This window comes from Ensifer sp. ENS02, assembly GCF_014851885.1.
Taxonomy (GTDB): Bacteria; Pseudomonadota; Alphaproteobacteria; order Rhizobiales; family Rhizobiaceae; genus Ensifer; species Ensifer adhaerens.
Window position 1 is genome coordinate 76,763 of the sequence record NZ_JACVAO010000021.1, and the last position, 24,902, is coordinate 101,664.

Consider the following 24,902-nt stretch of genomic DNA (forward strand, 5'->3'; position numbering starts at 1 on the left):
CTGAAAACCTCACCTCACTTGAGGCAAAAAATAGTATCAACCGGTAAAAACTTCAACCGCTCAATCGCGATTGATGCACTTAGGCGGATATTTTCTTCTGCCCCACACTTCCCCGCATCAACGCCATCAGCATCGGGCCAATCGAAAACTCCCCGCGTTCCGCCTTGCGTGTCAGGTCGCGCAGATAACCGCCGGCCGAGTTGATCTGCCCTCCCCTTTCGAGAATGCACGCCATGACGGCAGCGGCATTCTCTGCTCCAAGGACCTCGCAGGCCTCCTGATATGCGCTCGGACTGACGCCGAGCATCGATCTCACGACAACGGCGGCCGACATCAGGTCGCGCCAATTCTCAATTGCGCCGCTTGGCCCATAATCGCGGATCTCCGGGCAAGCCTGCAGCACCATCCCCAAAGGAAACGCCTTTATCGGCTCTCGCGTCGGTTTGATGGCCAGGCTCGGCTTCGCCCCCAGCTCGTTTCCAGAGCTAGGTTCAAGTTCATGGATGGATTCGGTATTTGAATTCTGTATGTGGCGTTCATTTTGAACAGCATTGCTGCCCGTTTCTTTAGAATTTTCCAGAATTTCCAGGCGGTTGACCACCTCGTCACGCAGCATCTGCATTTCGTCGAGGATTGGCTCTATATCCGATCCTGTCGGCGTGCGCGGGATGCGGCCGATCAATGCGATAAAATAGTCTTCAATACGGCCCCAGTCGCCGGCAGCCCCCTCCTCTATCGCAGCCGTGAGCAGCTTGCGAACATCACGGCGGCAAATCGACAACGCCTCCTTTGTTGCGCGGAAGCGCCGACGTTCGGCCGCGGCCTGCTGAGCCATGTGCGCGAGCTCTTCGGCGCGCGCGAGAAGTGGCGCCAGGTTGAAGCCGAACGCCTCCTCGATCACGCCGCCGTTGCCTTTACGGGCGTAGCGCTTGCCGTTGGCGCTGTCCTTGCGCTGGATGAGGCCAGCCTCGACCAGAGCGGCCAAATGTCGCCTGAGCGTCGTGCCGGCAATACCGTGGGCGCGGACCGACAGCTGATCGTTTGACGGGAACACGACGAGACCGCGTTCTTCCGAGAGTTCACTCTCCGGATAAAACGTCAGCAGCGCATCGAGCACCGCAAGAGCGCGGTCCTGGATACCCAGTGCCGCCCTCGCCTCGCAGGCGTCGCGAAACACCTTCCATTTGTCGACAGACTTACCGGATTTGATTTCGGCCGTCCGCATCTGCTCTCTAATTTGGGCGAGCGAAATCGGCCGCCGCCCAAAGGGCGTCGTCACACTTCCACCTTGCATCGTCCTTCACCTCTTTGCGAAGGCAAAAGAAAGCTGCTCACCCAAAACGGTGCCAAAGACTCTTGACGGGGATTCGTGGAAATGCGATTCTCAGATTGCTAGATAAGAGAGAGGCTTCCACGACGGAAACGTTTGGGGGCCTTTTTCTTTTGCGGTTATCCTCCTGGTTTCAATTCTCTCGCCCTATCGGGCATCTTTCTGCATGAACTGGTCGTGCAATCTTTCAATCTGCTCTGCGACGAAATCGACGAACCCACTTGGGACCGACTTGTTGAAAGCAAGCTTCGAGCCGGATTTGCCGTGACTCACCTGCCCAAGTACCAACCCGTGCGAAATGAGCTCGACTGATCCGCTCGGCAACACTGTCACCTGCACTTCGCCGGAAAGCGCGTCGAAGACCCCCGCAAAGCGGCCATTGCTGTCGCCATTGCGGATGTCCTCCTGGCTGAGTGCCTCTTTTGCGGCTGCGAGTGGCGCCTGATGTGCCGTCCACCTTGCTTCCAATTCAACCCAGCGCCGGCGCCCAACATCTGGTGCTGCCCCAATCTCCTGTAAGATCTCGCGCGGCACTGCGTTGGCAAGGCGGATCATCTCGGAAACATGGGACTTGCCAGTATTTAGCGATTTGCAAATCACGTCACGGCCAAAACCGGCCGTTTCCTGAGAATGCGCAAACAGACAACGCTCGATAAAGGAGAGATCGTTGCGGTTGCTGTTTTCTTCACCCTGAAGAACGACAGCTTCCTCATCGCTAAGTTCGCGAGCAATCGCCTTGAACTTGATACCGAGGAGCTTGGCGGCCGCGAGACGACGGCGTCCGAAAACAATCTGGAACGGCTTCGCCAGACCTGGCACCGAGCGAACAAGACCCGGCGTGCTTTGCCCATGCGCTGCCATCGACTGCGTAAGTTCGGTGAGGTTGGCCGCATCGTAGGCCGACGCGAAGCGGTCAGGGATAGCGGAATCGAGGACGTCGTCCGGCTCGATTTCGATGATCTGGCCACCGTCCTTGAGCAGACGTTCGGCGAGCTCACTGCGCTCCTGGATCTGCCTGACACCCGCCGCGACCTTGAGGAGATGCGGGGACGTCGTTCTCTGCACCCCTCCTCTCTCAGGCGAGGCTTCGAGCTGACCGAGGACGTTGGCGAAGAGACCTTTTGAATCCTTGCGGCTCATTCTCTCCCCCATGCCTTCCAGAAGAGGCCTTCAAGTTCAGCGTTGGCCGCATTGATCGACTCGATTGCTCGGTCATAGGTCTTCGGCGCGGAGAACCGTGCTCGCTGCACCTCGTAGAGACTTTGCTTCCAGGTCAGGGCATCAGCGACCGCGGTCGATTTCATGACAGAGTTCAACAAGAGATCCTCTCCGAACACCTGGCGCATCAGAGCAGACATGTTGGCCTGAGGGTGATCATTCGGCTCGAACTTGGTGACCAGAAACTTTGCGAAATCCCACTGAGCAGAAGTCCCAACCTCATCGAGGATCTGCATATAAGAGGCGGCGAGCTCCAAGAACTTAGCGGTCGAATCGACATCCAGCATGTGTGCCGGGACCGGAATGACGACACCTGTCGCTGCAGTGAGTGACGACAGCGTCAGGAAGTTAAGGGACGGCGCTGAATCCATCAGGATGAAATCGTAGTCGTCGGCAACTTGCTCGAGAGCCTGAGAGACGCGCAGCAGGAAGCCCGTTCCTCCGGCACGTCGCATTTCGAGTGCGACCGCGGTTTCGAATTCAGTCAGCTCAAGTCCTGCGCAGATGACATCGAAACCGGCGATGTGCGTCTGGTGGATGATCGACTTGGTTGGAATCGGATCTTCGAAACGGATCGCCGAATAGAGCGTGTCCCCTCCCCTATAATCGAAATCCGGCAGGTTACCGTGGAGAGCGGTCAAGGAAGCCTGCGGGTCAAGATCTACCGCAAGCACGCGATATCCACGCAGCGCCAGATAATGAGCGAGATGGATCGTGGTGGACGTCTTGCTGGAACCACCCTTGAAGTTGGTAACAGCGATAATCTGGCACTGCTCGTTCCCAGTGCGCCGCGGGTTCATCCACTTCTTTCGGCCGTTGGCGGCAAGCGCCATGCGGAGTTCAAGAACCTGCTCCAATGTATAGAGTCGGCGCCCATTGGCGATTTCCGGTGCAGGCCCCTGCTCTTTCGCCGCGACCTGCCGGATATAGGCTTCGGTGACATCCAGAAGCTGAGCTACCTCTGTAGACGTGAACTTGCGCATAACGCGCCGGGCATCCGGCGGAAACTGTGCCATGCTCAGATTGCTTAACGCCAACTCGAGCTTGCTGGAGAAATTCTCCATGAAGGAAAGGCTGCTCAGGTGTCGCGTCATCAAAGAATCTCCGGTGGTCACTCTCGCCACTTAACCGCTGCTGTGGTTAACGAACTGCTAACAACCACGTAACTACTCAAAAACCCGCAATTTCGAGTTTTCTCCGCAACTAATGGGTAACCCGATTCGGGTGGACGCATCAATTATCGCACACCGTTTCAAACCGCGTATGAACGGCCTTCTTGTGCAAAGTTCCCCGCGGGGAACTTCCTCGGACAAACGAAAGAAAAATGGAGTGCCTTGCGAGGTAGATCATCTCGGAATGCGCTGCGCTCGACCCAGGGGAAGACGTTCCCCGCGGGGAACTTCCATAACAGCGGGTCGCTTCGCAGCTAGTGTTGGCGCCCCCCCCCCAGTTCTGGATGACTGCCTCGGTCTATCTCAACGAACAAGGTTGATGCGTGCCACCGCGAAATGGTTCCGACCGATGGCCAGGAAAACACGATGTCAATCAATGCGGCGATCGTCCGAGCAAGCTCCCAGACACGCCCTACGCCTCAGACGCGCCTGGTTGGGAAATCCGAGTCGAATCGAAAGGTCCAGTCGGGGTATATGCATTGCATAGGCCGTGGCGTCATCGGAAAACACGGTGCCCACACATTGAAACCTCAGTGGCTGCGCGTCCCCGGACCGAGGCCTGTGGTCGGCATTAGCCACACTTCGCCATCAAGTTCAAAGTCCATATCGACAACGACGACCCGGGCGGCGTCGACGATGCGCAAGGTACGCTCGTCAGCATTTCCGGGTCCCGCTTCGGCCGCTTCAAACACGCGGCGCGCCATGATGTAGCGGGCATTGGGAAACGTCGGCATCCAACGCCCGTCGACCCAGGTGTTTCAGCCTTCGGTGCTCGGGAGGCAGACACGTGAGGCCCCTCTTCTTATCTTCGTGCAAGTAAATCAGTCCACCATCATCGCGACGATACGAGAGTTCCCCGCGGGGAACTTTTGTTCCCATCAGGCTGGAGGGATGCCAGCCTGACGAAGACCATGAAGATAATCAGTCGCGGCTTGAGCCTTGGCTGCGGCGGTCACGATCGCACGCTTATCGCTTTTCAGCAGGGCAAGCCAGTTATCCAAGTAGGCTGCCGTATTGCCACGAGGCTCGTGCGCGACTCCGAGATCTGCGCAGAGGAACGATGCGGTCAGTTCCGCCACGAGTTTCTCGGCGGCGTAGGCGTAGGTTCCGAACCGGCCAGTCATATCGCGGTCAAGGCGATGCTTGGCACCAGACCAGCGTCCAATCTCGTGCATGAGCGTCTAATAGAGATGAACTTCGTCCAGGAAGCGCTCCCTCGCTGGTAGGAGGATGTCATCAGTTCCGGGGCGATGGCAGGCGGCCGTTCCGCCGTATGGGACCGATGCACCGGTGTTGCGGATGAAAGCTTCGACGTTTTGAAGATGCGGTACCGGCGTTGTGGGGAGCTCATCGGCCGGCCGATAGAAACCCACCGGGAGGTTCTCGATTTGCTCGAAGGCCGTGTAGCCCTTGAGATAGGGGATGCCGCGATCGTCGTCATCGTCCTCGCGATCCTTAGGAGCGAAAGTGCCGTATTTGACGACCAGGGCGCCTTTTTCGCCCTTTCGGACCTGACCGCCAAAGTCCTGAGCTTGGCGGTAGGTCATCCAGGTGTTTTCCTCGTAGCCCGCGAGTTCGCTTGCAAGCCACAGCATCAGGATATTGATCCCGCGATAGGCCTCGCCCGTGGCGCGGCTGGGAACAAGGGATCCGCGGCTCTCTCCGCGCCAGGGCCGGATCCACGGCTTGGCGCCAACTTCAAGCTGCTCGATGACGGCATCCGTAATGCGCTGGTAGGTGTCCTTGATGTTCTGCATGGCCGTCTCCTTCCGTTGGTTGACGGCAAAAAACGGAGATGGCCGAAGCGACCCCGTGCACCCAAAGGGCCGCAACGGAGAGGAGGACCGCGACAGCGGTTGCATGGGGAGGGGCTGTCGTAGCTTGTCCGTCAATCATCCGACGGAAGGAGAGGGCGCAGAATATATGCGCCCGTCGCATCATGATCGCCGTAGGCAGCCTTGAGGACTGCAGGCGGTACCCTACCGCTCGTGATTGTCGTCGTCGCGCTCACGGCTTCGCTGCGTCGCCACTTGCGCCTCGATCGTTTTCAGATCCGAATTATCGTTGTGCTGTGATTCCTCGGCCTGCGTGGGCGAATGCATCTCAGGGGCTGGTTGCTCTCGCCCCAGGCGGGAAAAGTCCGATCGAGCAGTTAAGGTAATTTCCTCGTCGGCCGGCAACCTCTCCGGCAGGTCCGCCCGATCGGCAACGACGACACCGCGCTCGGTGACCAGGGTAGCAATCCGTTCCCAAGAATCTCGCCCGTGATTTCCTCGCCGGCCCGGGCGGTGCGAACGTTATGTAGCAAGGGCTCCTCGCCGCAGTCTTTCAGATCCGCAAATGCTGCTCGGATGGCCTCACGTCGGTTGGGATCCAAAGCATCTTGCACAACATGCTTCATCGCAGGACTCGATGGATCGTTCGTGGTCTCGATCGACACCTCGATCATGCGCGGTTTGCTGATCACTGAAAAATCGATCTCGTGTCCGTATTGACGTCCCAGCTCGGAAATGAAGGCCTCCTGCGCCCGGCCGTTCCCCTCGCGAAACGGATGCACATAATTCAGTTCAGCAAGGACCTGGCCGACGCGTTCGGCGAACTGCTCCGGGGTAGCGTCCCGAAGTGCCTCGGGATTTCGTATCGGCTTTAATGCCTCGTCCAGACCCCATTTCTATTCTCGAGCCGGGCAGGAACGAAGTGCTCCCCTTGGAGAGGCCGCCGATCGGCTCCACGTGCTCGCCGTCCACGATCGGCGTTTCGTTGCGCGAGTGACCCGCCCACTCGTAGACATCCTGAAAAATGTAGCCGTGGATCGCTTTCAGATGGGCCTTGTCAAAATCACCCTTGGGGCCATCGCCTTCAGCGATTTCGAGTAACCGCACGGCGGTTGCGCGATATTCTTTCACGCGCAGCTCGGAATGTGTTTGAGTTCCCCATCTGTTTTTCAGAACGTCCGTACGGTCCGGATCGTTCGAAATGTTGGGGTAGGTGTAGGAACCTTTGGGGCGCTCTTCGGCCATGGCAAGCTCAACAAAAAGCCGCCGGCTCTGAGCGGGCGGCCTCTGTACTTCAAGGTTGATCGGTAATTATCTGACGGGTTGCTCGATCATGAGCGCCCGGTATTCCTCGCGGGTAATGTCGCCGGCGACATAGCGCGCGGTGGCCGCCTCGAGGACGGGATCGTGAACATAGCCCTGCCGGACATTGGCAGCGCGTGCCTGCTCCGCAGCCTTGCGTCGCTTCTCGACGGCTTCCGCGGAACGGTCCGGACGGCGGGAATGAACGTTCATCTGCAAATCTCCGGTTACGGGGCACCCTAGCAGTTACAGTGCTGCAAATCCAGCATTCTGCCGGAATTCCCGGCCTTTCGAGGGTGTGCGCCCGGCTTTGTTGCCGGGCGCTGTGAGCGGATCAATCGCGGGCGTCCCACTCGATGATCGCCTGCAAGGAGGCGTCGTCCTGGCCGGGGAAGCGGCCGAGATTGGCGTTGTAGCGGAGCTTGCGGATCGAAAGAGTGTAGTAGGGCTTGCCCTCCTGGTTCTCTTTCTTCCAGACGCCGCCGACCTCGATGTTGTGGCCGCGGGGTGATTTGGCGTAGACGCGGTGCGTCGGGGCCTTATCGTTGTCCGAGTCGAACGGCACTACCGTGATGTCCATGTCCCGGTCGATGGTGGAAATGAGGCCGGTGCCCTTTGCGGTTTCGAGATTGTCGCCTTCGAACTGGATGTAGTTGGTGACGTTCATGTCTTTCACTCCTCTTTGGTGGTTGCGATGATCGTTCCAACGGCACGGCGGTACGCGATGGGCACCGGAGGCCGGAGCGAGAGCGGAGGAAGCTGGAGGGCGCCAAAATTTGCTTTCGCGAGGAAGCCGACGGCGGGGAAATTTTTGCGGCATCCGGCTTTGCGCAAATTCGCGTCGACGTGCGAACGAGCGTCACAAGCAACCGCTTAGGAGGAGTGTGGCTTGAACCTTTTGGCAACGTTTCCCCGTTCTACCCAGCGACACACAACCGCAATTTTCGCATCAATATTAATCACACAACCGGCGCATTCAATAGGTATTCGCCATTTTTGGCCGAAATCATGAAGCAAAACGGCGCACGAACGGACCCCTTTGCGCGACGTTGGCGACTTCGCGGTCAGGGCGTCACGGATGATTTGGAACGGCGGTAGAGGTGGGGGCTTTCGATTTCAGCTGACCACATGCCGAAGCCATTGTCGCGGGCACTGTGCTCGGCTTGGCCGTACTCGACTTCGCTGATCGAGTGCGACGCTGGCAAATACCGCAACATTGCCTCTGCCAGTCCGGCTTTCACCATCGCAAGGCCGATATCGACGTCTCCGATGAAGCATTGGCCGACCAGACGGCGATACTGATCCTGGTCGATGATGTCACAGCGGACATGCTGCCCGTCGATCATTTTCCCAAGATGGCTGCGGGCTGCGGCACCACAGCGCCACACCTTGCCGTCTTTCAATCCGGTCTGATCGCGCTCGCAGGCGTCGATGGCCGCAATCCTGATGCGCTGTTTTCGGATACTGATCGTGTCACCGTCGATCACGCGGGCGCGGCCTGAAAAGTCGTCAGCTTGTGCCGAACCGCAAAAGATGAAGAGAGCGGCAAAAAACGCCGGCAAGGCTTTACGCATCAATGTGTGACCTCCAGGGAATTTCGGGCGGCAAGCCCGAATATGGAGCGGGCGAGGTGCAACTCGCCCGCGGCGGCGCGGTCCGTCAAGGCCCGCAAATAGCCCCCCGGCGACTTGACGTCCTGCCGGTCGTATTTTTCTAGCGTCACAGCGACCGCGACGGCGGCCTGCTGCTCGCCCATCAGGTCGACGGCGCGGCGGCGAGCATCCTCGGAGATCCCGGCAAATCGGCACATCAGCGGCACGGCACGAGCCAGGTCGGCCCAACTGTTTGGCGTAAGCCCGTAGGTCTTCAACGCTGGCACAGCCCTAACCACGTCCTGCAAGGCCACCATTGCCTGCGGTAAGTGCTGTGGCCGCTTGAGTTCACTCCGGCGTCGCCTCAGGCTTTCTTCAAAAGCCCATTGGCTGGCGGAGCCAGCTTTCAAGGAATTGAGTTGTTCGGCGTCAGCCGAACGCCGTTCCTGACTACTATCAGCAAGCAGATAGGGGGTTGTAGTCTGTTTGTGTATGTCGTTTTCGGCATGCGGGCAGGTCACCTTCCGCGCCTCTAGTGCTTCTTCCGATCTACGCGGAAGTCGCATCATCCGCTCCACGAACCAATCGAGAAGGGCTGTTACCCGGCGCAGCAGATGGCTCGAAGGTTTGCCGGCGCCTTCGACAATATCGCGCACTCGCTCGATGCGACCCTCTATCAGCCTCACAATGCGCGCGGAGTGCTCAGCTCCGATCGCGAGGGCTTGGCGAGCGTTGCGAAGGGCCCCGCGGTAGCGCCGCGCAGCCGCATCGGCCGCCTTCTTCTCGGCGCGGGCCTTTGTGACCAATTCATCGAGTTCGTTGTATCGGGCGATCAGGATGCGAAGGTCGACCCCACATCCGTCCGTTATCTCGCCTTCGCCATTGCGAACGGGATAGCGCTTGTAGTTGCCGCTGTCCTGCATGGTGATAAGGCCAGCGTCGAACAGGCGCGACAACAAACGGCTGACACGGCCGGCCGACCGGCCGATCTCGAAGGCCAGTTGCTGGTTCGACTTGAACACGATCGGGCGACCCGACTTGTCGAATGTATCGGCCTGGGCCGTGTTGATCAGAGCCATGAGCAAATGGCTTTCTGTTCCATTGATCAAGCCAACGCATGGGAGGCTTTGAACAAGTATCGCCAACTGCCCGCGCGTAACCGTCCCGATTTCCGCCGACTCTGCCAGCCGACGGAAATGGGCACGCTGCGGCGTTATCCGGCGGCCAGCGGGCCGCTGATTCATTTGGGTTTTCCCCATTCCTTGTCTCCATCTTTGAGACCAGGCAAAGCTTCGCCGTTCACCGAAAGGTGCGTTCTTTGTTGACAGGAAAGGGAGGGTCTGCGAGAAAGGATTTGGCTAATTTATCGACTCACAGACCGCTTCCGGAATTTTTTCGGGAGCGGTTTTTCTTTTCTGGTCGGTGTATCTCTCCGCAAAACGATTTTCAGATTGGCAGCCCCGGAATCGAACCGATTCCGCTGCTTTTAAAACATAGCGCCATAAAGCATATTGGCGCAACAAGGTGGTACAGCAGTAGGATTTAGGATGCTGCCTGTTTGCGCCAACACGCTGATTTTTAAGATATATCCAAATATCACCTAACATACGCGACCGTCTTCGATAGCGGAGATCGAAGCAATTTGGCGCGGTTCGTCGCCGAATCGGGAAGCATTTGGGGTGGGGAGGGGAGTACGAGGGGAGGGGGGAATTGGGCCTCCCCTCGACAGGATTGCGGACAGGTCGATCCTGCCCGCAATCTTCGGTCCGTCTCGAAAGGCGGGGGGCCGATCACGAGGAAAGCGTGACCGGCCTACGACTGATATTACTCAGCCGCTTCAGGGAACTCGTCTTCACCGTCGTCGGCCTGCGCTACCGGCTCAGGCGCGGTTATCCGCACCGGAGCCGGTAGCCAGCCGCTTCCGGCAACGAGGCGATCTGCGATCGTCACCGCCTCGGATTTCTTGGCAGCGGCTCTCACGGATAACTCCGCCTCGCCGCCCTTGGCCTCAGCCACTGCAAACTCAATGGTCGTCCGGTTGACGTGTCTGAAATAGCTGTCGCCGGTCGTCTCGAACCAATCCGGCATGTGCACCTTGAGGGCGCGACCAAGCTGGTTCGCCTGCTCGATGCCGTTTCTCCGATCCGTGAACTTCTTCTCCACAGCATTGACCGAGTGCGCCGCGCCGAATGCCAGCAGAGAAAGCACCGTGTCCTGTGGCTGTTCCAGCAGCCAGTCGAACAAATCGGCAGGATTGCCGGGCAAGTGATGGCTATAGTTATCGGCGAGGTCGTTAAAGGCGATTAGACCCTTGCAGCTTTCGGCGTCCTTTATCGACGCCTCCAAACGCTCATGCGTCAGCGCCAATTGAAGGGCGCTCTGCTCCGAATGATACGGGTAGGCCACACGCAACAGCATCGCGTGAACCACCGCGACAAGCGCCACATCAGGGTTGTTCGCCAGTTCGATGCGCAGCGCGGCCGTCTTGTGAGCCGTCAGGTCCTCCATCAGCGCAGCCGAATGGCTGATAGTCGGAACCTTGGGTTCTACCGGGTCCTTGCCGCTCGGCAGGCTCTCACCGTCATCGTCCCCGTCCTCCGTCTCGGCGCGTTCGTCCGGCTTTACGAAACCGCGCTCAATGGCGAGCCGACCGTAATAGTCGAGAAAAACGAAGGTTCCAGCCTGCTCCAACGCCTCGGGGCTGTAGGCTTCGGTTGGGGCATTGAGAGCGTCGATCCGCTTTTCGACTTCCGCCAGCTTTGTCTCTGCTTCGTCATCGGGCACCCCGTTTTCGATCAACTCGGCAAGCTCGTCATACTCGGTCTGTGCGGCATCAAGAGCGGCCTGATCTTCCTCAGAAAGAGCGATCCCCTCCGGATAATGGCGCTTCATGGCATGATAGCCAGCGGGGGCCGTTGCGGAGCACTCCACCCATTTCCAGCCCTCGGCGCGAACACTAACGGCAGTCGCCTCGAGCTTTTCCGCCACCAACTTCTCGACCAAGGCGGCGTCGACCGCATATCCAGCATTGCGGTCATCGAATAGGTCGCGCTTGACCGCTCCCCCAGCTTCCTCGTAAGCCGCCAGTCCGCCAATGAACTGCATGCGCTTATCCGTCGCTGCAATCATTTCCTCGGTGAGCGCTCGCCGGAGCGAATGCGCTTCGCGGTTCCAAGATGGAAGGGCGTTCCAAACCGTCAGTTGCCTTTCATGATCATCGCTGACGGTGAAGGCCGATAGCTGCGCAAAGCTCATGTCCTCGTCGCGGTAAAGCTGCAACAGAACCGGCGACACGCGGGCGAGTGCCAGCCGCTTGCGAACGACGGTTTCGGTCGTGCCGAAGCGGGCCGCGATGGCGGCAACGTCCTTACCCTGCTTGGCAAGCGCGTCGAAGGCCTCGTACTGGTCGAGCGGGTGCATGTCCTCGCGCATGAGATTCTCGGCAAGGCTGATCTCCGTGGCGATCTCGCCGTCGCGCTCCTTGCACTCGACAGCGAAATCCTTGGTGATCTCCCCTGCCTCTGCCAGCAAATTGAGCGCGGCAAGGCGTCGGCCGCCGGCCGTCACGTAATAGCGGCCCTTCTTGTCGCCCTTGCGAACAACGAGGTTCTGCAAAAGCCGGTAGCCGTCTTCTCGAATATTGGCGGCGAGCGCCTCGACGCCCTCGGCGCTGTAGGTCTTGCGCACGTTTTTCGGATCGGCGTCCAGCTTGTTCAATGCGATGGTGATGATCTCGGTCATGATGCTTTCCTTTTCCCGCGAAGCGGCCCTCGTGCCCGAAGGGGCAGGAGCCCGCTCCTGCTTCCGAGCTCGTGCGGAACAGCGGGGGAGAGGGGGCAAGGGGACAAATCGGAGGGGGATCACCCGCCCGAAGGGGCGGCACGTGATCCGCATGAGCGGATCTGTGTCGATCCTGCACGCAGCGAGCCAAGGTGAGCGCAGGAAGGACGGGGAGACCGATTTTCCCCTTGTAGGGAGAGGGGGCCGAGCCACCCTTTCCCTCCCAACGCAACAATGAGCGTACCAGGCGCAGGCTTAGCGCAGCGGCCGAAGCCCGTTCGCGCACCGCTTGACCGGTTAAAAGGCCCGCCGCAGGAGGTTCAGCATAGCGCCGGCGATCAGCCGGGAACCGGGACCGACTGGCCCCGGCAAGCGGTCCCGCGTGTCGAAGTTTCCATCAACCATCGTTCGAAGGCTGGTCTGCAGATGATTGAGGGTCCATGGCTATGGCAAACCAGGCGCCCGGCAACTTGGACTTGGACTTGGAGACAATTCGGCGGGAAACGCGCTATGAAGCGAATATGAGCAGATTCACGGAAACTGAAATCGCATTGATCGAGCGCTTACGCGCCCTGAAGGCTTTGCCGGACACGTCGATAAACGTTTTGGACATCGGCGTTCCATTGACTGCGGCAGGGTTCACGCAGGATGAAATCATGAAGGTCCTGTATGCGCTCGAACAGGACAAGATCGTCGCACTGTTGCCGGGAAACCGACTGATGATGCTTAAAGAGCTGCCTGATGATTAGTGTTGAGCGTTCGCTACCGGGGCAATCGACCAATCAGAACGGCGTTGTCGGTTCGATTGCCACAGTCGCAGCGGAACCTGCTTCTCAGGTTCATCAGATATTGATCGCCCCAATGTGCCAGCACGGCGTCTTTGTTGACCCAGCCGACGCGGCCACATGCCGAGCATCGTGCACCCAACACCTCCCACTCCTGTAAGCCTTTAATCGTGTTGTACATCGCGGGGTCGTGCTCAATGTACGACGACGGTGAGAATGGTGCTTTCAGTCTCATTGCTCTTTGCTCAAATGCGAGAAAGAGAACAAAATAGGAACATAATCCTAAGCGAGTCAAGACCTCGCTCCGAACCTGCATGACGAACACGCACTCAACACCCGGGCGGGTGTACTCAGTCTTCAATCAGCCCGACAAGTTTTCGCTCTACGGCGCACGCCTCGATCAGCGAGGTCTCCTCATTCAGAACGGCGACCAGTTCACGGGCAGTCATCGAACCAAAGCCAAATGAGTAGAGCGCCATCGCGCCCATTTCTTCGTAATCCTCCGGATCACCGGCTTTCAATTCGGCTCGCTGCTCGAGCGCGGCGCGACGGCAATCGACCTCATTCTCTGCAAAATACAGAATATTGTCCGAACCAGGTGTGACCTGATACGCCCAAAGCGTGAATTCCATTTGGCGCTCCTTTCCCGTTCCACGCGCTAGTTTTAGTTGCAGCAAAGCACGTTGGAAATTGTAGGATTCTACAAGGTCAGCGGAGAACGTGACCGCTCGGGGCACTGTGTACGAGGCTGACATGGGATTTGTGGTTAGTGCCGGCGCAAGCGCCCGCGGCGCTCCGAGTATGGAGCGCTCCGCGCCACGGGCTGTGATCGGGCGTTGGTTGACGAGGCCAAGGGTCCACGGCGGAAAGCCGCGCCCTTCCGGGTGCGACTCTGCTCAGTTCGGCTTGTTGTCGTTGTCGGCCTTGGCGTTGAAATCACACTGATAGCTGACCTCCACCTTGGCGATGAGCGGAAGCGAAACCGAGACCGAGATTTTCAAGTGGCCCTTGTGGGACAGCTTGGCGACTTGCCGATTGATGTAGTGACGAAGGCGGCGGCCGGTTTTCTGGTAGAAGGTTACGAGCGTTTCACGAGGTGAATCCTCCTTTGTGGGTGCGTTATCGCGAAGCTCGAATACGGCAGGCACGGCCGAGTGCACCGGGTAGCGGTCGCAACGGAACGAAGTGAAGAGGAGAACCCTTTAGGGTTGCACGCCAGGGCAGAGCCAGCCGTATCGTGCGCAGCATTAGATTGCGTACTGCCACTAAGGAGCTGCCGGGAAAAAGCGGCCTTCGTAGCCTGGGCCGCCGCCTTCATCGTCATTCGGCAGTCGTCCGCCGGCCGTTAGGCCGGGATATCGGTCGCGGTTCTGCTGCAGCGGAGTGAAGGTGGCATCAGACTTCATACAGCTGACAAGACAACAAGCGAAAGGAGCCGCCCGCTATGCGGGCCCGCCGCCGTGGTTGGGGAGGGAGAACGAGGGGAGGGGCTTCAGGGGCGCCCCTCGTTCCGGTCCTCGCCCGCTCGATGCGGGCTTGGTTCGGTCTCCTTTTCACAAGACTATGCCAAGCCGTTCACCAAAACTTGGCGGGGAAGGGGGCCCGGCCTCCCTGATCATTGCCAGCATCATTTCGCGCGTGAGACCGCACACCTCATAGCCTATCGCCCTCGCAGCCTCGGTGATCGATTCCAGGGTCGGATGCTCCTCAAGGAAGGCGCCCAACCAAAGAGCGTATTCGTCCGTCTCTGGGTCGGGAAATGCTTGCAGGAAAAAGGTCCTCAAGGGCCGGTCATAACCAATCGTGGCTTCTGGGTCGGTCTTGGTGGCGGATTTCACTTCAACGGTGTAGCGGCTCAATGTCGGCTCCTCTCATGGCCCGTTCGGGGAAGGCAACGCAATGGGCGCGGCCCGATCTCTATTTGAAAAGCGGCATTGACCGCTGGTTGGTGAGAGCGGCTCGCTCCGTCTCGAAAGTGTAGCCGTCCCAATCCTTCCAAGCCTCCCAACCCTGGGCCGTCGCGCGTCCGTACCAGACGCGCACCCGCACTATATCGGCGGCAAGCTCCTCGACAATGGAAACCGTGAAGCTTTCCGCCCATGCCTGACGGCGTATCGAAAACCTCAACGTTGGCGCGCTGGTGTCGCATGTCTGTGCCCTACAGGTTGAAATGAGCGACAAGCGCCTGATTGGCGCGGTGGCAGGCGAGGGCATAGGCGACAATCTGCGCCACCATGTCCGGATCGGTCGCACCCGCGCGTTTCGCCCTCGCTGCCATATCCTCGGCAAGTTCGGTATCGTCCTCACCAACATGCTTGTTGCCGACGATCCATGAAATCTGCCCGGTGGGCAGGTCTGGCCGGAGCTTGGCTGGAAGGGCGGAAATCCCTCCTTTCCGTGTGCTCGCTGTGGTTCCAGCCTGTTCCGCCTCCGTTGCGGTCGGATAATAGGCCTTGACCAAATTCCTGCGCTGCGCGTCGGTGGCGCTGAGGAACGCCTTTCCACCGTCCTCGGTCTTGTATAGCGCCCAATCCGCGGCCGTGCCGCCGAAACAGGGGTCGCCCGTGCCGTGAAACTCCATGACGAAATAGATTGCATGGGTCATTGGAATGTCCTTCCTTCGAATGGGCAGGATCAGGCGGCGCCGGCGCCGCTGATCTTTTTCAGGACGGATTGCGCCGCGTAGCGCCCGGCCTCGTTCAAATGCCGTTGCCATGCGCCTTGTGACGGCGACCAGCGGAATTCACTGGCCTTGAGGACGCGCCGGGTCGGATCGTCGGGCTTGCCGGGAAAGATCAACTGGATACGCGCGATGTCGGCGTTCTCCTTGATCTCGACGGCTCCGGCGCTTGTCTCGAGTTCTTGGCTTTGGGTGCCGCGCTCCTTCATCCTTGCGAGGATTGCAAGGCGCTGTTGCAGGCGACGAAGCTCGGCGCGGCTGTTGGTCGTGGTGAATCCGCGACGGGATTGCCACGGCGCCAGTTTGATGCCGTTGGCTGCGGCTTCCGGGGAAATGCCGGTGTCCGCAACGACGGCGGCAATCATGTCCTCTTCGCTGGCGAGATCTTTTTCCATGCGCCGGATGATTGCGTTCGCGGCTTTCATCCGGTCGATGGCAAGCGCCGTCTCCTCGATGCGCGTCATGATTTTCTGCAAGGCGACCGGGTCCCCTGAACGAATCGGCTCATCATCCGCGCCATGCGGGAACGCCTTCCGTTTGGCAGCCTTGCGCGCTGCCGCCCCGTGCGCCTTCAGATCGGCGCGTCGGGCGTCAGAAATCCGCATGCGTTTTTCATTGCGGGCAACCGGAAAGCGGGCAGGGCCGGTGATAAACCAATTCATGCAACGACCTTCCGCCGCCCAATACCGCCGCGTCAGATCAACGTGACGACGAGCAAAGGATTCGATCTCCTGCTCTGGAACAGGTGCGCAAGCTTTGTTCCAAAGTTCGACCACGTGCACAGCGAACTGATTAAGCCGCTCGGCCAGGTCTCCAAGCTCGATCTTTGCGCGCCGGTCGGGAAAGTGGGTGAGGGCGTGAAACTGCGCCTCGATGTCCTCCGCCGCGATGGTTGCGGCGAAGGTCCCTGCGATGATGGCGAGGATGTTATTTTCGACTGTCGCGATTTTCATCATGCCTCTCCCTCGACAAGGGTCGGGTCGCGGCGCTCGATGCGGCACTGCAAGCCCGCCAGCGCACCGGCGATGATGATACCGCCGGGGGACATCTCGTCGGCCTGTGCGAAGACTGGGTCGAGGACCGGCCGGCAGCATTTGAAATGCTGGGCCGCATCCTTCAGACTGACGAGGGGAGACGTGTAGGGGGAGCTACCATCGCCGCCGACAAGAACGATCCTGCCCGCGATCGGCTGCGGGAAGCCTTCAAACGCGGTGAAAGCCGTTAGACCATCCTTCAATCCTTCCTCGTCGACAAAGAGTGTGTGACGTTCGTCAAAACGCACGACTTCAAGAAGACGGCACCCCACCAAGTCATAGACTGGCCGGATGCCCATCGAGACGGGAAGCTCAACCGGCTTAATGATCGTCGTCTCCGGGTCCAGCACATATGCGGTGTTTGTGCGTATCATTTTTCTAGCCCTTTCCATTCCGCGAAGCGGTCTAGCGTCTGCCCGAGGGGCAGGAGCCCCGCTCCTGATCCCTGAGTTCGCGCGGAGCAGCGGGAGAGTGGGGGGCAAGGGAACAAAACGGAGGGGGTTCGCCCGCCCGAGGCTTAAGCCGAAGGGGCGGCGCTGATCCGCGCATGCGGATCCGCGTCGATCCTGCACGGAGCGAGCCGAAGGCGAGGAGAGGAAGGACGGGGAGACCGTTTTTTCCCTTGTGAGGGAGAGAGGGCAGCGTCCTCTTTCCCTCCTTCAGAAGGGCAAAGGCGGCCGGGTGGGCCGTCAATCCGGAAAGAATTAGGGCCGCCCTGCCTCGTGAACAGGGCGACCCCATGGCGCATGACAAGAAGGGCTAGCGACTTGCCATCACCAACTCATGATAGGCGCTGCCGGCGCACAATATGCTGATTTCAATCGGGCGTGTAAACGGAATTTAGAGCCAATTTGAAGCGCACCGGACGATTAGATGCGGAGCGAAAGTCGCGCAACCGATCGTTACCAGGCTGGGCGAAGGCCGATTTTCGCGGACTTCGTGCCGAAGGCATAGAGCGGGCTCGCGTCAGCGATGCGCCAAATTGCTTCTATCCCGGACGTTGCCAGGAGTGGCAAGCGGAGAGGTTTTAGCGGGAATTCATCGCATTTCGCGGGTCGAATTGGCAGCACGCGATAGAAACCGCTTTAAGCTGAAACCGGCCAACAGAATGTAAGGCGGCAGACCAAGCGAATAGTGACCACAGTTTAGTTTCAGGATGTTTGGTCTGGCTCCGGCTTCCTTAAGCCGCTGCATGAACCGCTCCGAAAGTTCGGGCAACACCACTTGGTCTCGTTTTGCCAGCACAACGTGAAGATCGAGATCCGGACGCGCGAAACGATGCGCGTGGTTCTCCATGTTAAGCGGACCCCAGGCCCTTCTTAGATCGGTCAGCCCGATCTCAGGCTCAAGGCTTGCACGTATCGATCGTGTCGCGCGCCCCGTCCAAACCATATCCGCGAGACTTCCCGCCGTCAGAAACAACGAAGCTTTCGACACGGAGGGGTCGTGCGCCGCGATCAGTCCTGCGACCCAGGAACCTAAGCTCATTCCGAGAACCGAAACCTCTCGATAGCCTTCGCTTTTCAGCCAACGCAAGAGCTTTCGCCCATCCCACACTGCCTGTCTTACAGACTGAATCGTTCGGCCGAGATTAGCGCTAAGCATATAATCGGCGTGTTCGGAGCCGGGACGGCTGCGCTCAAAGTGATAAGGCATAGCAACTTCGACAACCGTGATCCCACGGTGCGAGAAATAGTCTGCGATCTGACGATTCCGGGCGCTCGCATTCCAATGGTGAAAAATCACCAAAGCCTGATCGAACGACCCGCTTTCGGTGATTTTTGCCCAGACGACGTTGTTCTCTTCGACGTCAGTGGAAATGTCCGATGGAAATTTGAGCCATCCGTCCTGCTTTGCAAAACCCTGATCACTCCCGCCCGGCTCATCGAAATAGCGCGGATCAGCGAGGGCCTGGTCCGCAAGGAGACAAAACTCTTCAACCGTATCAACGTCCTTCGCGCCCCGAAAAGCGCGTTCTGCGTCGAAGACGAGATCCGTCTTTTTCTTACCGTCCTCACCGCGCCGCGCCCGCCGCTCATCCCATCGATCAAGCCAATTATGATACACGCTGATGATTTCCTAACTTGCTCGCTCGCCATTGCCCAAACCGGGGATCACACAGGCCGTATATCGAAAGCAGCACTGCAACGCCCAGAATGATCGAAAAACCAGCGAATGCGTCGATCAGCAGATAGCCGGCAAAGAGTAACGCCACGACCGTCGACATTCTCCACAAAGGAAAATGACGCTGACGTCCAACACCTAAACGGATGGAACCGTAAAGAAAAACAACACAGGTCGAGATAGCGACAAGAAGGCTGCTGTAATGCGTCGGCATTCTATAGCGGAATCCGTCGCTGACATTGTTGCGCATTTGGAAGGCTGAAAGCATGTCTCCGACCAGCCACGTCACAATGTTCTTTCCATTCGACGTTAGGTAAGAGCTTTGGACCTTCATGCATATGGCGATCAGAATCCCCAAAACTGTGCACCGGAAAATTCCGCGCATTACCCGCAGGCTGACTTCACTGACCTCGTAGGGATAATCCACTCCCGCCCAGTTCTTCGATACCTCACCAATTCTCCAAAGGTCGTGAACCAATGTATGAAGCAAAATGAGACCCGCGAAGAACAAATAGAAGCACAGGCACATGTAGAGGTAAGCGAGCCCTGTGAATACAATCGACATCGGCACTGATATGACTTCAGGGCGCACAAGTGTTATCTTGCCCCAATCGATCGCATAGTTGCCACCACCGTTGATCAACGGGATCAAGCACACGCCGATCCACTGAAAAAGGCCGGCGAACAACACACAGATAAAAAAGACCGCCCAATAGGTGTATGAAGAAGCTTCAACGCTGCGCTCCCAGACGTCGTCGTTCTCCACCCGACCGCCGTGCGCTACAAGTTTCAAACGCCCTTCATATTTCCAGAACACCAGCAACTCTATTATGAATGCAAAAAACAGCGGGAGGAGCACCATGAAGACGAACGTCCAATTGGGTGCCCAAAGAAATCCGACCTGCTTAAGAAAGCCATCGGCGCGTACGTAGGTAGTGTTGTGAATCCCCGTGATATAAGACAAAAATCCAAGAGCGGTGGCACCCGCAAACACAGACGCCGGTAAATCCAACGGAGATCCGCGACTAAAGAGCGCCTCTGATCTCCGCGCCAAGCTGAAACGCCGACGCGACCGCCCGCCATTCGTATCCAGCTCAGCCGGGAAATCTGGCTCATCATCGGCGGTCGCAATGCGGTCCAGATCTGGAGCCCCTAGTGCAACACTGTTTTCCGCTTTCTTTGAGCCTCGCCTCTTTGCGGCTAACCGAGATTGCGCCGCGCTAAGTTCTACCTGCCATTCGCTCGTTGCTGTCGGATCATCGCACCCAAAAACTCTTGCCAGCCAACGAATGTTGGCGGTGCTTATCCCCTTGTCGTTCTCTTGAAACCAAAGCTGCACCGTTCGCAGGTCGACCCCGACTCGGTTTGAATCGATCTGTGAAATCGCCTCGGCAAGCAGATCAGGCGTCCATGGGCCTGCCGGGAAGCCATCGTTGCCCAATGGCCGTCCCGCCCCCGCCGCAGCCAATTGTTTGAATAGCTCTTTGAAGTCACTCCCGTCTTTCGACGGCGGAAGAAAAAACTTTCCGTTTTTTATCAACGACTTACAGGCCCTTGTTTCGTTTCGCTTCGCTGGATTTCGTTTCCTATCGTGCCTCTGCCCTCAATCTACGGCCCTTTCTTGAACGCAACTTTGTGGCGCTTCCAAGATGAGGCGTGCAACTGCCGGGAGGAGGGCCCCTTTTTGCCATCGGTGAGACATCCAACCATGCCAATCTTGTCATTGTCAGCGCTTCATAGAGAGACCGACAGCCTTTCGCTTCGGTCCCATCGCTGGGGATTGAATTCTTCAACACTGCGTACGGCTTTGAGTGCGTTGGCGTCCGACGGTATTTCTTATGTTGAAGTCGCGGGACCTTCGGGCGGGAAGGAACAAGAAAGTGGGGCGGAAACGGTTGTTTCCCTTCGCGAACTGATGGATCGCCATATCGCGGCGCAACGGGCGGCGGCGGATGCGGTTCGTGCGTGGGATGGACGCAGGGCAGCCGGCGAGGTTACGGACGTCGCCTATGCAAATGGCCTATTGGGCGTTGCGCGCGATGAAGAAGCCGGCTGGCTGGCGATCGTCAACTACAAGCCGCGGGGCGACCGGGAAACGCGGCTGAAGCTGACCTATATGGCGGCTTACCTGATCGCAACACGGGGCACTTTGAATGCCAATGAAATGAATTCCGTTTTGGAAGCTGCTGACGATTGGCCTAGCGTATCGATTTCATGACTTGCACCGAGATCAGGATTAGATCAACAGGCGCTCCGTCGTCGTCATTGCCGCTGGAAGCACGGCCATCGCCTCGTTCGGGTATGGCCGCTGCAGCACCTCTGCCATGTCCCATTCCGCTGTCATCCATAGATCGATGTCGGCCTCGCTGGTCAGCGGTACCGGCATAGCCTTGCCGTGGATCGGCTTGACAACAGCGTTCGCTTCGCAAGTCAGGAAGCCGAACCCCTTGCCGACTTCGCAAACGAATTGAGCGTCAACCTTGCGAAGCCATGCGCGGATACGGCGACCGTCGAGCGTTCCGTTGGCCTGAAAGCAGATCTGCCAATCGCCTTTGAGGCAGACGAGTTTCAGGTGCGAAGGATAGGAGTGGTTTGCATATAGGACGCGCACCATCGCAGGCACCTGAACCTTTCCGAGTTTGCCCGCATTGATTGGATGGCGGCCGCCGCGGCGCCGGTGATGTTTACTGCTGCCGAGCAGGCGGCCATGTTTTTGGCCGATGCTCGAAGCAAAACCATTTCAATGGGCCTTTTCCGGCCGAGAAACCGAAACCGCCCCACTTCGTACACCCAGGGTGCTCGCATAGATGCACCCATGGTCCTTCAATCGATTTCTGCACGCCCGGCTGTTCGTCACTCATGCCGGCCGCCATCGATGTTTCAGTGCGAAGTTGCTCATGCCTCGGCATCCAACGAGCGCTCAAGAGCCGGTCGCCAACCGCGGGCAAAACCGACGCTCATCGTCGCGCCGGCTAGCGTCAGTTGTTGGCGCAAGTGCCTGCAGTCTTCGAGGAGCGTTCGGATGGTGGCGTCCTTGTCGCCTCGGTGCCATGCGAGCGCGGCGACGAACTCATCGACCGGATCCTCGCTCTCTTCGATCTCGCTTCGGTGCAGGACGGCGGACATGGCTTCTCCTTCTCCGGATTACGCCAGAGTGCTTGATACTTCAGATGACTGGCAAGGCGGCGGTCATCGCCTCGAATGTTCTTATATTGTTCTCACGCACACGAGAGTCAACGCCGAGAAATAGGGAGGCGCTCAGTGCTCCGGTGATGCCTTCGGTTTCCTTATGATGACGCCGGCTGCGCCCACGAACATTCGATCCTTGGAATCTTGGGCAAACCAGTGATTATGCGCCAGTTCGATAAGTGCGTCGGCGACCTCTCGCTCGGACCAGCCAGCCGCCTGTGCTTCCTCGGCCACTGCCCGGAAAATATCCTCCATCGCCATTTGGCAATCCAGGTCTCGATCTGGATAGGCGCCACCGCGTTTCGGTGACAGAGATATCGGCGGCTTTGGCATGGCGTTCCTCCTGAGTGGCAGCTTAGACGTTTTCCGTGTTTCGTGCGTTAATGCGCCATGGCTAAAACACTTCGAAAGAAATCAGTTCCCGCGACGCCGGCCGATCAGATGCCGCGTCGCGTCGAACCATGCGTGCCAACCCTCGTCGACAAGCCACCGACGGGACCGGAGTGGGCCTTCGAGGTGAAGTGGGACGGCTACAGGCTAGCGGTGCATGTCGAGCCAGGCGAGGTGAGGGCGGTCACCCGCGGCGGCTACGATTGGACAAAGAAGTTTGGATCTATCGTCGCCGAGGCGCACGAGCTCGGCCATACTTCCATGATCATCGACGGGGAAGCAGTTGTCCTCGACGACGAGGGCCGTTCCGATTTCGGCTTGCTACAGCGCGCGGTCGGCAAAAGACCCAGCTCGCACGATGCGAGCGAGATCGTCTTCTTTGCCTTTGACCTTCTCTATCTCGACGGGCGCGATCTGAGGAAGCTGCCGCTATCCGAACGCCGCCGGCTACTTGAGCCGATCGTTGCCGGTCGAGCGGGTGCGATACGCTTCTCCGAAGAGGTTTCGGCAGACGGCGCCGAGTTCTTATGCGTCGCGTGCGAGATGGGCCTTGAGGGTATCGTCGCCAAGCGCCGGGACAGGCCTTATCGATCAGGCCGCCAACCTGAGTGGCAAAAGATCAAATGTGCGCGTCGCGACACCTTCGTCATCGTAGGATATGAGCCATCGACGATGCCCGGCGCAATCGGCCGGCTATTGCTGGCGGCGAGGAAGGGCGACGGCCTTGTCTATGTCGGTGGTTGCGGAACCGGGTGGAGCAACAAGGAATCCACCGCTCTGCGGGAGTTGCTGAACGCGATTCCAGCCGAAAGGCCGGCGGTAACGTTGAGGCGCAAAGGAGCGGTCTTCGCGCGGCCACTCCTGGTCGCCGATGTGGAGTATCGCGCTTGGACGCAAGACGGAAAGCTCCGACACCCCTCATTCAAAGGCGTGCGAGAAATGGAAGGGCCCACGGAAGCTTATGAGATCGCGGATGAACCAAAGCTCGCCAAATCTAACGAATTCAAATGAGTGATATATTATCATCAGCGTACCGGATTCAGGGAAAGTGACCTTTCCTGCGTGTTTTGTTCTTCAGTATGTGCGCGTGTCAGTTTTTTTCTGATGCAGTTTCTTCCCCGCGTCCCAGGGAGCCAACTGGGTTGCGAGCCTTGCCCCGCCTTCCCCGGCGGGGCTTTCTTTTGAACAACTTTTAGGCGGCTCACCGGGCAGCGCTGCGCGCGCTATCCCGCCCAAGAAGCCATCCCGCAAAAGCAAAAGCGCCCGCAGGAGATGCAGGCGCTTGGGCAATTATTCAGTCTAAGTAGGTCGCCTTAGCGGGCGAAGGCCGTGGGTGCAACGCGGTCGATGTCGGCGCGTTCGATGCCGAGTTCGCGGTTCGACATGCGGCCCAGCTCGGTGACCGTCTGACGGTACTTGCGCCAGTTGTTGATGGAGCGTGCGATGTTCATGGGCTTTCGAAGCCTGGTTGCCAGTCCGTGGCGCCTCGTTCCGCTTCGATGAACACCTTATAGCTCAGGCTTTCCCTAAGTTGCAGCGCTCAAAACTCAGCGCTCCCATGTGGGAAATGCATAGACCGAGTCTCGGTTGCGAATGCCCGTCGGCGCAGCGCCCGTCACGAAAGCGCAGTCGCGTCGGTGGGAGACAGAGCATAACCTCGCCCTGAAGATGCGCTTCCGTCAGCTTATTCGATGCAGTGTGTCCTTCCGCAATCGGGTCTTCCAACCTCTATGCGCTCACTCTAATAAAGCGAAATTCAAATTGGATGGAGGAACGATGAGAAAGCTAGTCGCAGGCAAGCTACATGGCATCTACGTAACTGAGGCAAACCTCAACTATCATGGGTCGATCACGTTGGACCCTGATCACTGCGAGCAGGCCGGAATCCTGCCGATGGAGTTCGTGGAAATCTGGAATCGGAACTCCGGTGCTCGAATCTCCACCTATGTCATCTTAGGCGAACGGGGCTCCCGGTGCTGCATCCTCAATGGGGCAGCAGCACGCACCTGCCAACCTGGCGACCAGATCATCATCTGCAATTCCGTCTATCTCGACGAAAGCCAGCTCACCTCATTGAAGCCCAAGATTCTGTCCGTGACCGGATGAGCTACTCAGTCAACGTCAATGCCGAGGGGCAATACACCTTTGAAATCCTCGACGAGCAAAAGAGTGCGCTACCCATTCCGTTAATGGTAACTCCCGCATAGTTTGATGATCGGAAACACTGATGCCCGCAAGCCAGCGGTTGGCCAAACAGCGGCCTTCTGTACCACATGAGGCCGCAGCCTCGACGGCGCTCCGCATCCGAGGACCGGCGACCACCCATTCGACGCAGCAGGAGTGAGCTCCCGCCAAACGGACTTGAATCGGTTATGTTATATCATTACCAAAGATCACGTAAGGTTTATTATGGAACTAACATGCGGTTTCGGAAGTGTTGCTTTTTGCCTCCGAACCGCCTTTTAGGCTGCTTGTGATTTCTGTGCAAAACTGCGGTTCGGCCTGTTGCTTTCCCGTTTCAATGTGAGACG

At 58.5% G+C, this 24,902-nt stretch carries 24 protein-coding genes and 3 pseudogenes; 4 read left to right on the forward strand and 23 right to left on the reverse strand.

Features of this window, described 5'->3' with window-relative positions; all coding sequences use genetic code 11:
* Positions 1-79: 79 nt before the first annotated feature.
* From repC (IB262_RS30855) to IB262_RS30905, 11 genes and pseudogenes are all read right to left on the reverse strand, one after another.
* Complete coding sequence (gene repC, locus IB262_RS30855) at positions 80-1,294, reverse strand: plasmid replication protein RepC (RefSeq protein ID WP_192494171.1); 1,215 nt, start codon at positions 1,292-1,294, stop codon at positions 80-82.
* 183 nt (positions 1,295-1,477) lie between these two features.
* On the reverse strand, positions 1,478-2,470 hold the full coding sequence (repB, locus tag IB262_RS30860) for a plasmid partitioning protein RepB (RefSeq protein WP_192494172.1): 993 nt from the start codon (positions 2,468-2,470) through the stop codon (positions 1,478-1,480).
* Positions 2,467-3,642: a plasmid partitioning protein RepA gene (gene repA, locus IB262_RS30865; RefSeq protein WP_192494173.1), complete on the reverse strand. Its 1,176-nt coding sequence runs from the start codon at positions 3,640-3,642 to the stop codon at positions 2,467-2,469. Before repA ends, repB begins: the two co-directional genes overlap by 4 nt.
* A 608-nt stretch (positions 3,643-4,250) precedes the next feature.
* A complete protein-coding gene (locus tag IB262_RS30870; RefSeq protein WP_192494174.1) occupies positions 4,251-4,454 on the reverse strand; it encodes a hypothetical protein in 204 nt (67 codons plus the stop codon).
* Positions 4,455-4,598: 144 nt separating this feature from the next.
* A pseudogene (locus IB262_RS30875) lies at positions 4,599-5,477 on the reverse strand (zincin-like metallopeptidase domain-containing protein).
* Positions 5,478-5,699: 222 nt separating this feature from the next.
* A pseudogene (locus IB262_RS30880) lies at positions 5,700-6,740 on the reverse strand (Fic family protein).
* Between the two features lie 66 nt (positions 6,741-6,806).
* A complete protein-coding gene (locus IB262_RS30885; RefSeq protein ID WP_112948081.1) occupies positions 6,807-7,010 on the reverse strand; it encodes an antitoxin VbhA family protein in 204 nt (67 codons plus the stop codon).
* Between the two features lie 121 nt (positions 7,011-7,131).
* Positions 7,132-7,464, reverse strand: a complete 333-nt coding sequence (locus IB262_RS30890) for a DUF736 family protein (RefSeq protein WP_110880412.1) — start codon at positions 7,462-7,464, stop codon at positions 7,132-7,134.
* Between the two features lie 397 nt (positions 7,465-7,861).
* Positions 7,862-8,371, reverse strand: coding sequence for a thermonuclease family protein (locus IB262_RS30895; protein WP_246802763.1), 510 nt, complete (start codon positions 8,369-8,371; stop codon positions 7,862-7,864).
* On the reverse strand, positions 8,371-9,648 hold the full coding sequence (repC, locus tag IB262_RS30900) for a plasmid replication protein RepC (protein WP_192494175.1): 1,278 nt from the start codon (positions 9,646-9,648) through the stop codon (positions 8,371-8,373). Before repC (IB262_RS30900) ends, IB262_RS30895 begins: the two co-directional genes overlap by 1 nt.
* Positions 9,649-10,213: 565 nt before the next feature.
* Positions 10,214-12,130 (reverse strand): ParB/RepB/Spo0J family partition protein, encoded by a 1,917-nt coding sequence (locus IB262_RS30905; protein WP_192494176.1) that lies wholly within the window; start codon positions 12,128-12,130, stop codon positions 10,214-10,216.
* 479 nt (positions 12,131-12,609) lie between these two features.
* Between IB262_RS30905 and IB262_RS30910 the strand changes: the two genes are divergently transcribed.
* On the forward strand, positions 12,610-12,918 hold the full coding sequence (locus IB262_RS30910) for a hypothetical protein (protein ID WP_246802764.1): 309 nt from the start codon (positions 12,610-12,612) through the stop codon (positions 12,916-12,918).
* Between the two features lie 386 nt (positions 12,919-13,304).
* On the opposite strand, the gene IB262_RS30915 is transcribed toward IB262_RS30910, so the two are convergent.
* From IB262_RS30915 to IB262_RS30950, 8 genes are all read right to left on the reverse strand, one after another.
* On the reverse strand, positions 13,305-13,586 hold the full coding sequence (locus IB262_RS30915; RefSeq protein ID WP_192494177.1) for a hypothetical protein: 282 nt from the start codon (positions 13,584-13,586) through the stop codon (positions 13,305-13,307).
* Between the two features lie 264 nt (positions 13,587-13,850).
* On the reverse strand, positions 13,851-14,102 hold the full coding sequence (locus tag IB262_RS30920) for a hypothetical protein (RefSeq protein ID WP_192494178.1): 252 nt from the start codon (positions 14,100-14,102) through the stop codon (positions 13,851-13,853).
* Positions 14,103-14,507: 405 nt separating this feature from the next.
* Positions 14,508-14,813, reverse strand: coding sequence for a hypothetical protein (locus IB262_RS30925; protein WP_192494179.1), 306 nt, complete (start codon positions 14,811-14,813; stop codon positions 14,508-14,510).
* Positions 14,814-15,112: 299 nt separating this feature from the next.
* Positions 15,113-15,559 (reverse strand): hypothetical protein, encoded by a 447-nt coding sequence (locus IB262_RS30930; RefSeq protein ID WP_192494180.1) that lies wholly within the window; start codon positions 15,557-15,559, stop codon positions 15,113-15,115.
* A gap of 29 nt (positions 15,560-15,588) precedes the next feature.
* Positions 15,589-16,587 (reverse strand): hypothetical protein, encoded by a 999-nt coding sequence (locus IB262_RS30935; protein ID WP_246802765.1) that lies wholly within the window; start codon positions 16,585-16,587, stop codon positions 15,589-15,591.
* Complete coding sequence (locus tag IB262_RS30940) at positions 16,587-17,042, reverse strand: protein psiB (RefSeq protein WP_192494182.1); 456 nt, start codon at positions 17,040-17,042, stop codon at positions 16,587-16,589. The genes IB262_RS30935 and IB262_RS30940 overlap by 1 nt, the downstream gene beginning before the upstream one ends.
* 664 nt (positions 17,043-17,706) lie before the next feature.
* Positions 17,707-18,735, reverse strand: a complete 1,029-nt coding sequence (locus IB262_RS30945; protein ID WP_192494183.1) for a dienelactone hydrolase-related enzyme — start codon at positions 18,733-18,735, stop codon at positions 17,707-17,709.
* Positions 18,725-20,332, reverse strand: coding sequence for a hypothetical protein (locus tag IB262_RS30950; protein ID WP_192494184.1), 1,608 nt, complete (start codon positions 20,330-20,332; stop codon positions 18,725-18,727). The genes IB262_RS30945 and IB262_RS30950 overlap by 11 nt, the downstream gene beginning before the upstream one ends.
* Before the next feature lie 375 nt (positions 20,333-20,707).
* On the opposite strand from IB262_RS30950, the gene IB262_RS30955 reads away from it, so the two are divergent.
* A complete protein-coding gene (locus tag IB262_RS30955; protein ID WP_192494199.1) occupies positions 20,708-21,010 on the forward strand; it encodes a hypothetical protein in 303 nt (100 codons plus the stop codon).
* Between the two features lie 18 nt (positions 21,011-21,028).
* On the opposite strand, the gene IB262_RS30960 is transcribed toward IB262_RS30955, so the two are convergent.
* From IB262_RS30960 to IB262_RS30970, 3 genes are all read right to left on the reverse strand, one after another.
* Positions 21,029-21,406 carry a hypothetical protein gene (locus IB262_RS30960; protein WP_192494185.1) on the reverse strand — a complete coding sequence of 126 codons (378 nt, stop codon included), beginning with the start codon at positions 21,404-21,406 and terminating at the stop codon, positions 21,029-21,031.
* Between the two features lie 281 nt (positions 21,407-21,687).
* Positions 21,688-21,918 (reverse strand): hypothetical protein, encoded by a 231-nt coding sequence (locus IB262_RS30965; RefSeq protein ID WP_192494186.1) that lies wholly within the window; start codon positions 21,916-21,918, stop codon positions 21,688-21,690.
* A gap of 132 nt (positions 21,919-22,050) precedes the next feature.
* Positions 22,051-22,314, reverse strand: coding sequence for a hypothetical protein (locus tag IB262_RS30970; protein ID WP_192494187.1), 264 nt, complete (start codon positions 22,312-22,314; stop codon positions 22,051-22,053).
* A gap of 108 nt (positions 22,315-22,422) precedes the next feature.
* Between IB262_RS30970 and ligD the strand changes: the two genes are divergently transcribed.
* The gene (gene ligD, locus IB262_RS30975) at positions 22,423-23,382 is read left to right on the forward strand and encodes a non-homologous end-joining DNA ligase (RefSeq protein WP_192494200.1); all 960 of its coding nucleotides are present in this window, start codon (positions 22,423-22,425) and stop codon (positions 23,380-23,382) included.
* Positions 23,383-23,684: 302 nt separating this feature from the next.
* Here ligD and IB262_RS30980 read toward each other — a convergent pair whose 3' ends face one another.
* Positions 23,685-23,822 carry a DUF1127 domain-containing protein gene (locus IB262_RS30980; protein ID WP_192494188.1) on the reverse strand — a complete coding sequence of 46 codons (138 nt, stop codon included), beginning with the start codon at positions 23,820-23,822 and terminating at the stop codon, positions 23,685-23,687.
* Positions 23,823-24,147: 325 nt separating this feature from the next.
* Here IB262_RS30980 and panD point away from each other — a divergent pair.
* Positions 24,148-24,578, forward strand: a pseudogene (gene panD / locus IB262_RS30985) (aspartate 1-decarboxylase).
* Positions 24,579-24,902: the final 324 nt, after the last annotated feature.

Coding starts and splice junctions, on each gene's coding strand:
- repC (WP_192494171.1), bottom strand. CDS start 1,294: ATGCAAGGTGGAAGTGTGACGACGCCCTTTGGGCGGCGGCCGATTTCG.
- repB (WP_192494172.1), bottom strand. CDS start 2,470: ATGAGCCGCAAGGATTCAAAAGGTCTCTTCGCCAACGTCCTCGGTCAG.
- repA (WP_192494173.1), bottom strand. CDS start 3,642: ATGACGCGACACCTGAGCAGCCTTTCCTTCATGGAGAATTTCTCCAGC.
- IB262_RS30870 (WP_192494174.1), bottom strand. CDS start 4,454: ATGCCGACGTTTCCCAATGCCCGCTACATCATGGCGCGCCGCGTGTTT.
- IB262_RS30885 (WP_112948081.1), bottom strand. CDS start 7,010: ATGAACGTTCATTCCCGCCGTCCGGACCGTTCCGCGGAAGCCGTCGAG.
- IB262_RS30890 (WP_110880412.1), bottom strand. CDS start 7,464: ATGAACGTCACCAACTACATCCAGTTCGAAGGCGACAATCTCGAAACC.
- IB262_RS30895 (WP_246802763.1), bottom strand. CDS start 8,371: ATGCGTAAAGCCTTGCCGGCGTTTTTTGCCGCTCTCTTCATCTTTTGC.
- repC (WP_192494175.1), bottom strand. CDS start 9,648: ATGGGGAAAACCCAAATGAATCAGCGGCCCGCTGGCCGCCGGATAACG.
- IB262_RS30905 (WP_192494176.1), bottom strand. CDS start 12,130: ATGACCGAGATCATCACCATCGCATTGAACAAGCTGGACGCCGATCCG.
- IB262_RS30910 (WP_246802764.1), top strand. CDS start 12,610: ATGGCTATGGCAAACCAGGCGCCCGGCAACTTGGACTTGGACTTGGAG.
- IB262_RS30915 (WP_192494177.1), bottom strand. CDS start 13,586: ATGGAATTCACGCTTTGGGCGTATCAGGTCACACCTGGTTCGGACAAT.
- IB262_RS30930 (WP_192494180.1), bottom strand. CDS start 15,559: ATGACCCATGCAATCTATTTCGTCATGGAGTTTCACGGCACGGGCGAC.
- IB262_RS30935 (WP_246802765.1), bottom strand. CDS start 16,587: ATGAAAATCGCGACAGTCGAAAATAACATCCTCGCCATCATCGCAGGG.
- IB262_RS30940 (WP_192494182.1), bottom strand. CDS start 17,042: ATGATACGCACAAACACCGCATATGTGCTGGACCCGGAGACGACGATC.
- IB262_RS30955 (WP_192494199.1), top strand. CDS start 20,708: ATGGATCGCCATATCGCGGCGCAACGGGCGGCGGCGGATGCGGTTCGT.
- IB262_RS30960 (WP_192494185.1), bottom strand. CDS start 21,406: ATGGTGCGCGTCCTATATGCAAACCACTCCTATCCTTCGCACCTGAAA.
- IB262_RS30965 (WP_192494186.1), bottom strand. CDS start 21,918: ATGTCCGCCGTCCTGCACCGAAGCGAGATCGAAGAGAGCGAGGATCCG.
- IB262_RS30970 (WP_192494187.1), bottom strand. CDS start 22,314: ATGCCAAAGCCGCCGATATCTCTGTCACCGAAACGCGGTGGCGCCTAT.
- ligD (WP_192494200.1), top strand. CDS start 22,423: ATGCCGCGTCGCGTCGAACCATGCGTGCCAACCCTCGTCGACAAGCCA.
- IB262_RS30980 (WP_192494188.1), bottom strand. CDS start 23,822: ATGAACATCGCACGCTCCATCAACAACTGGCGCAAGTACCGTCAGACG.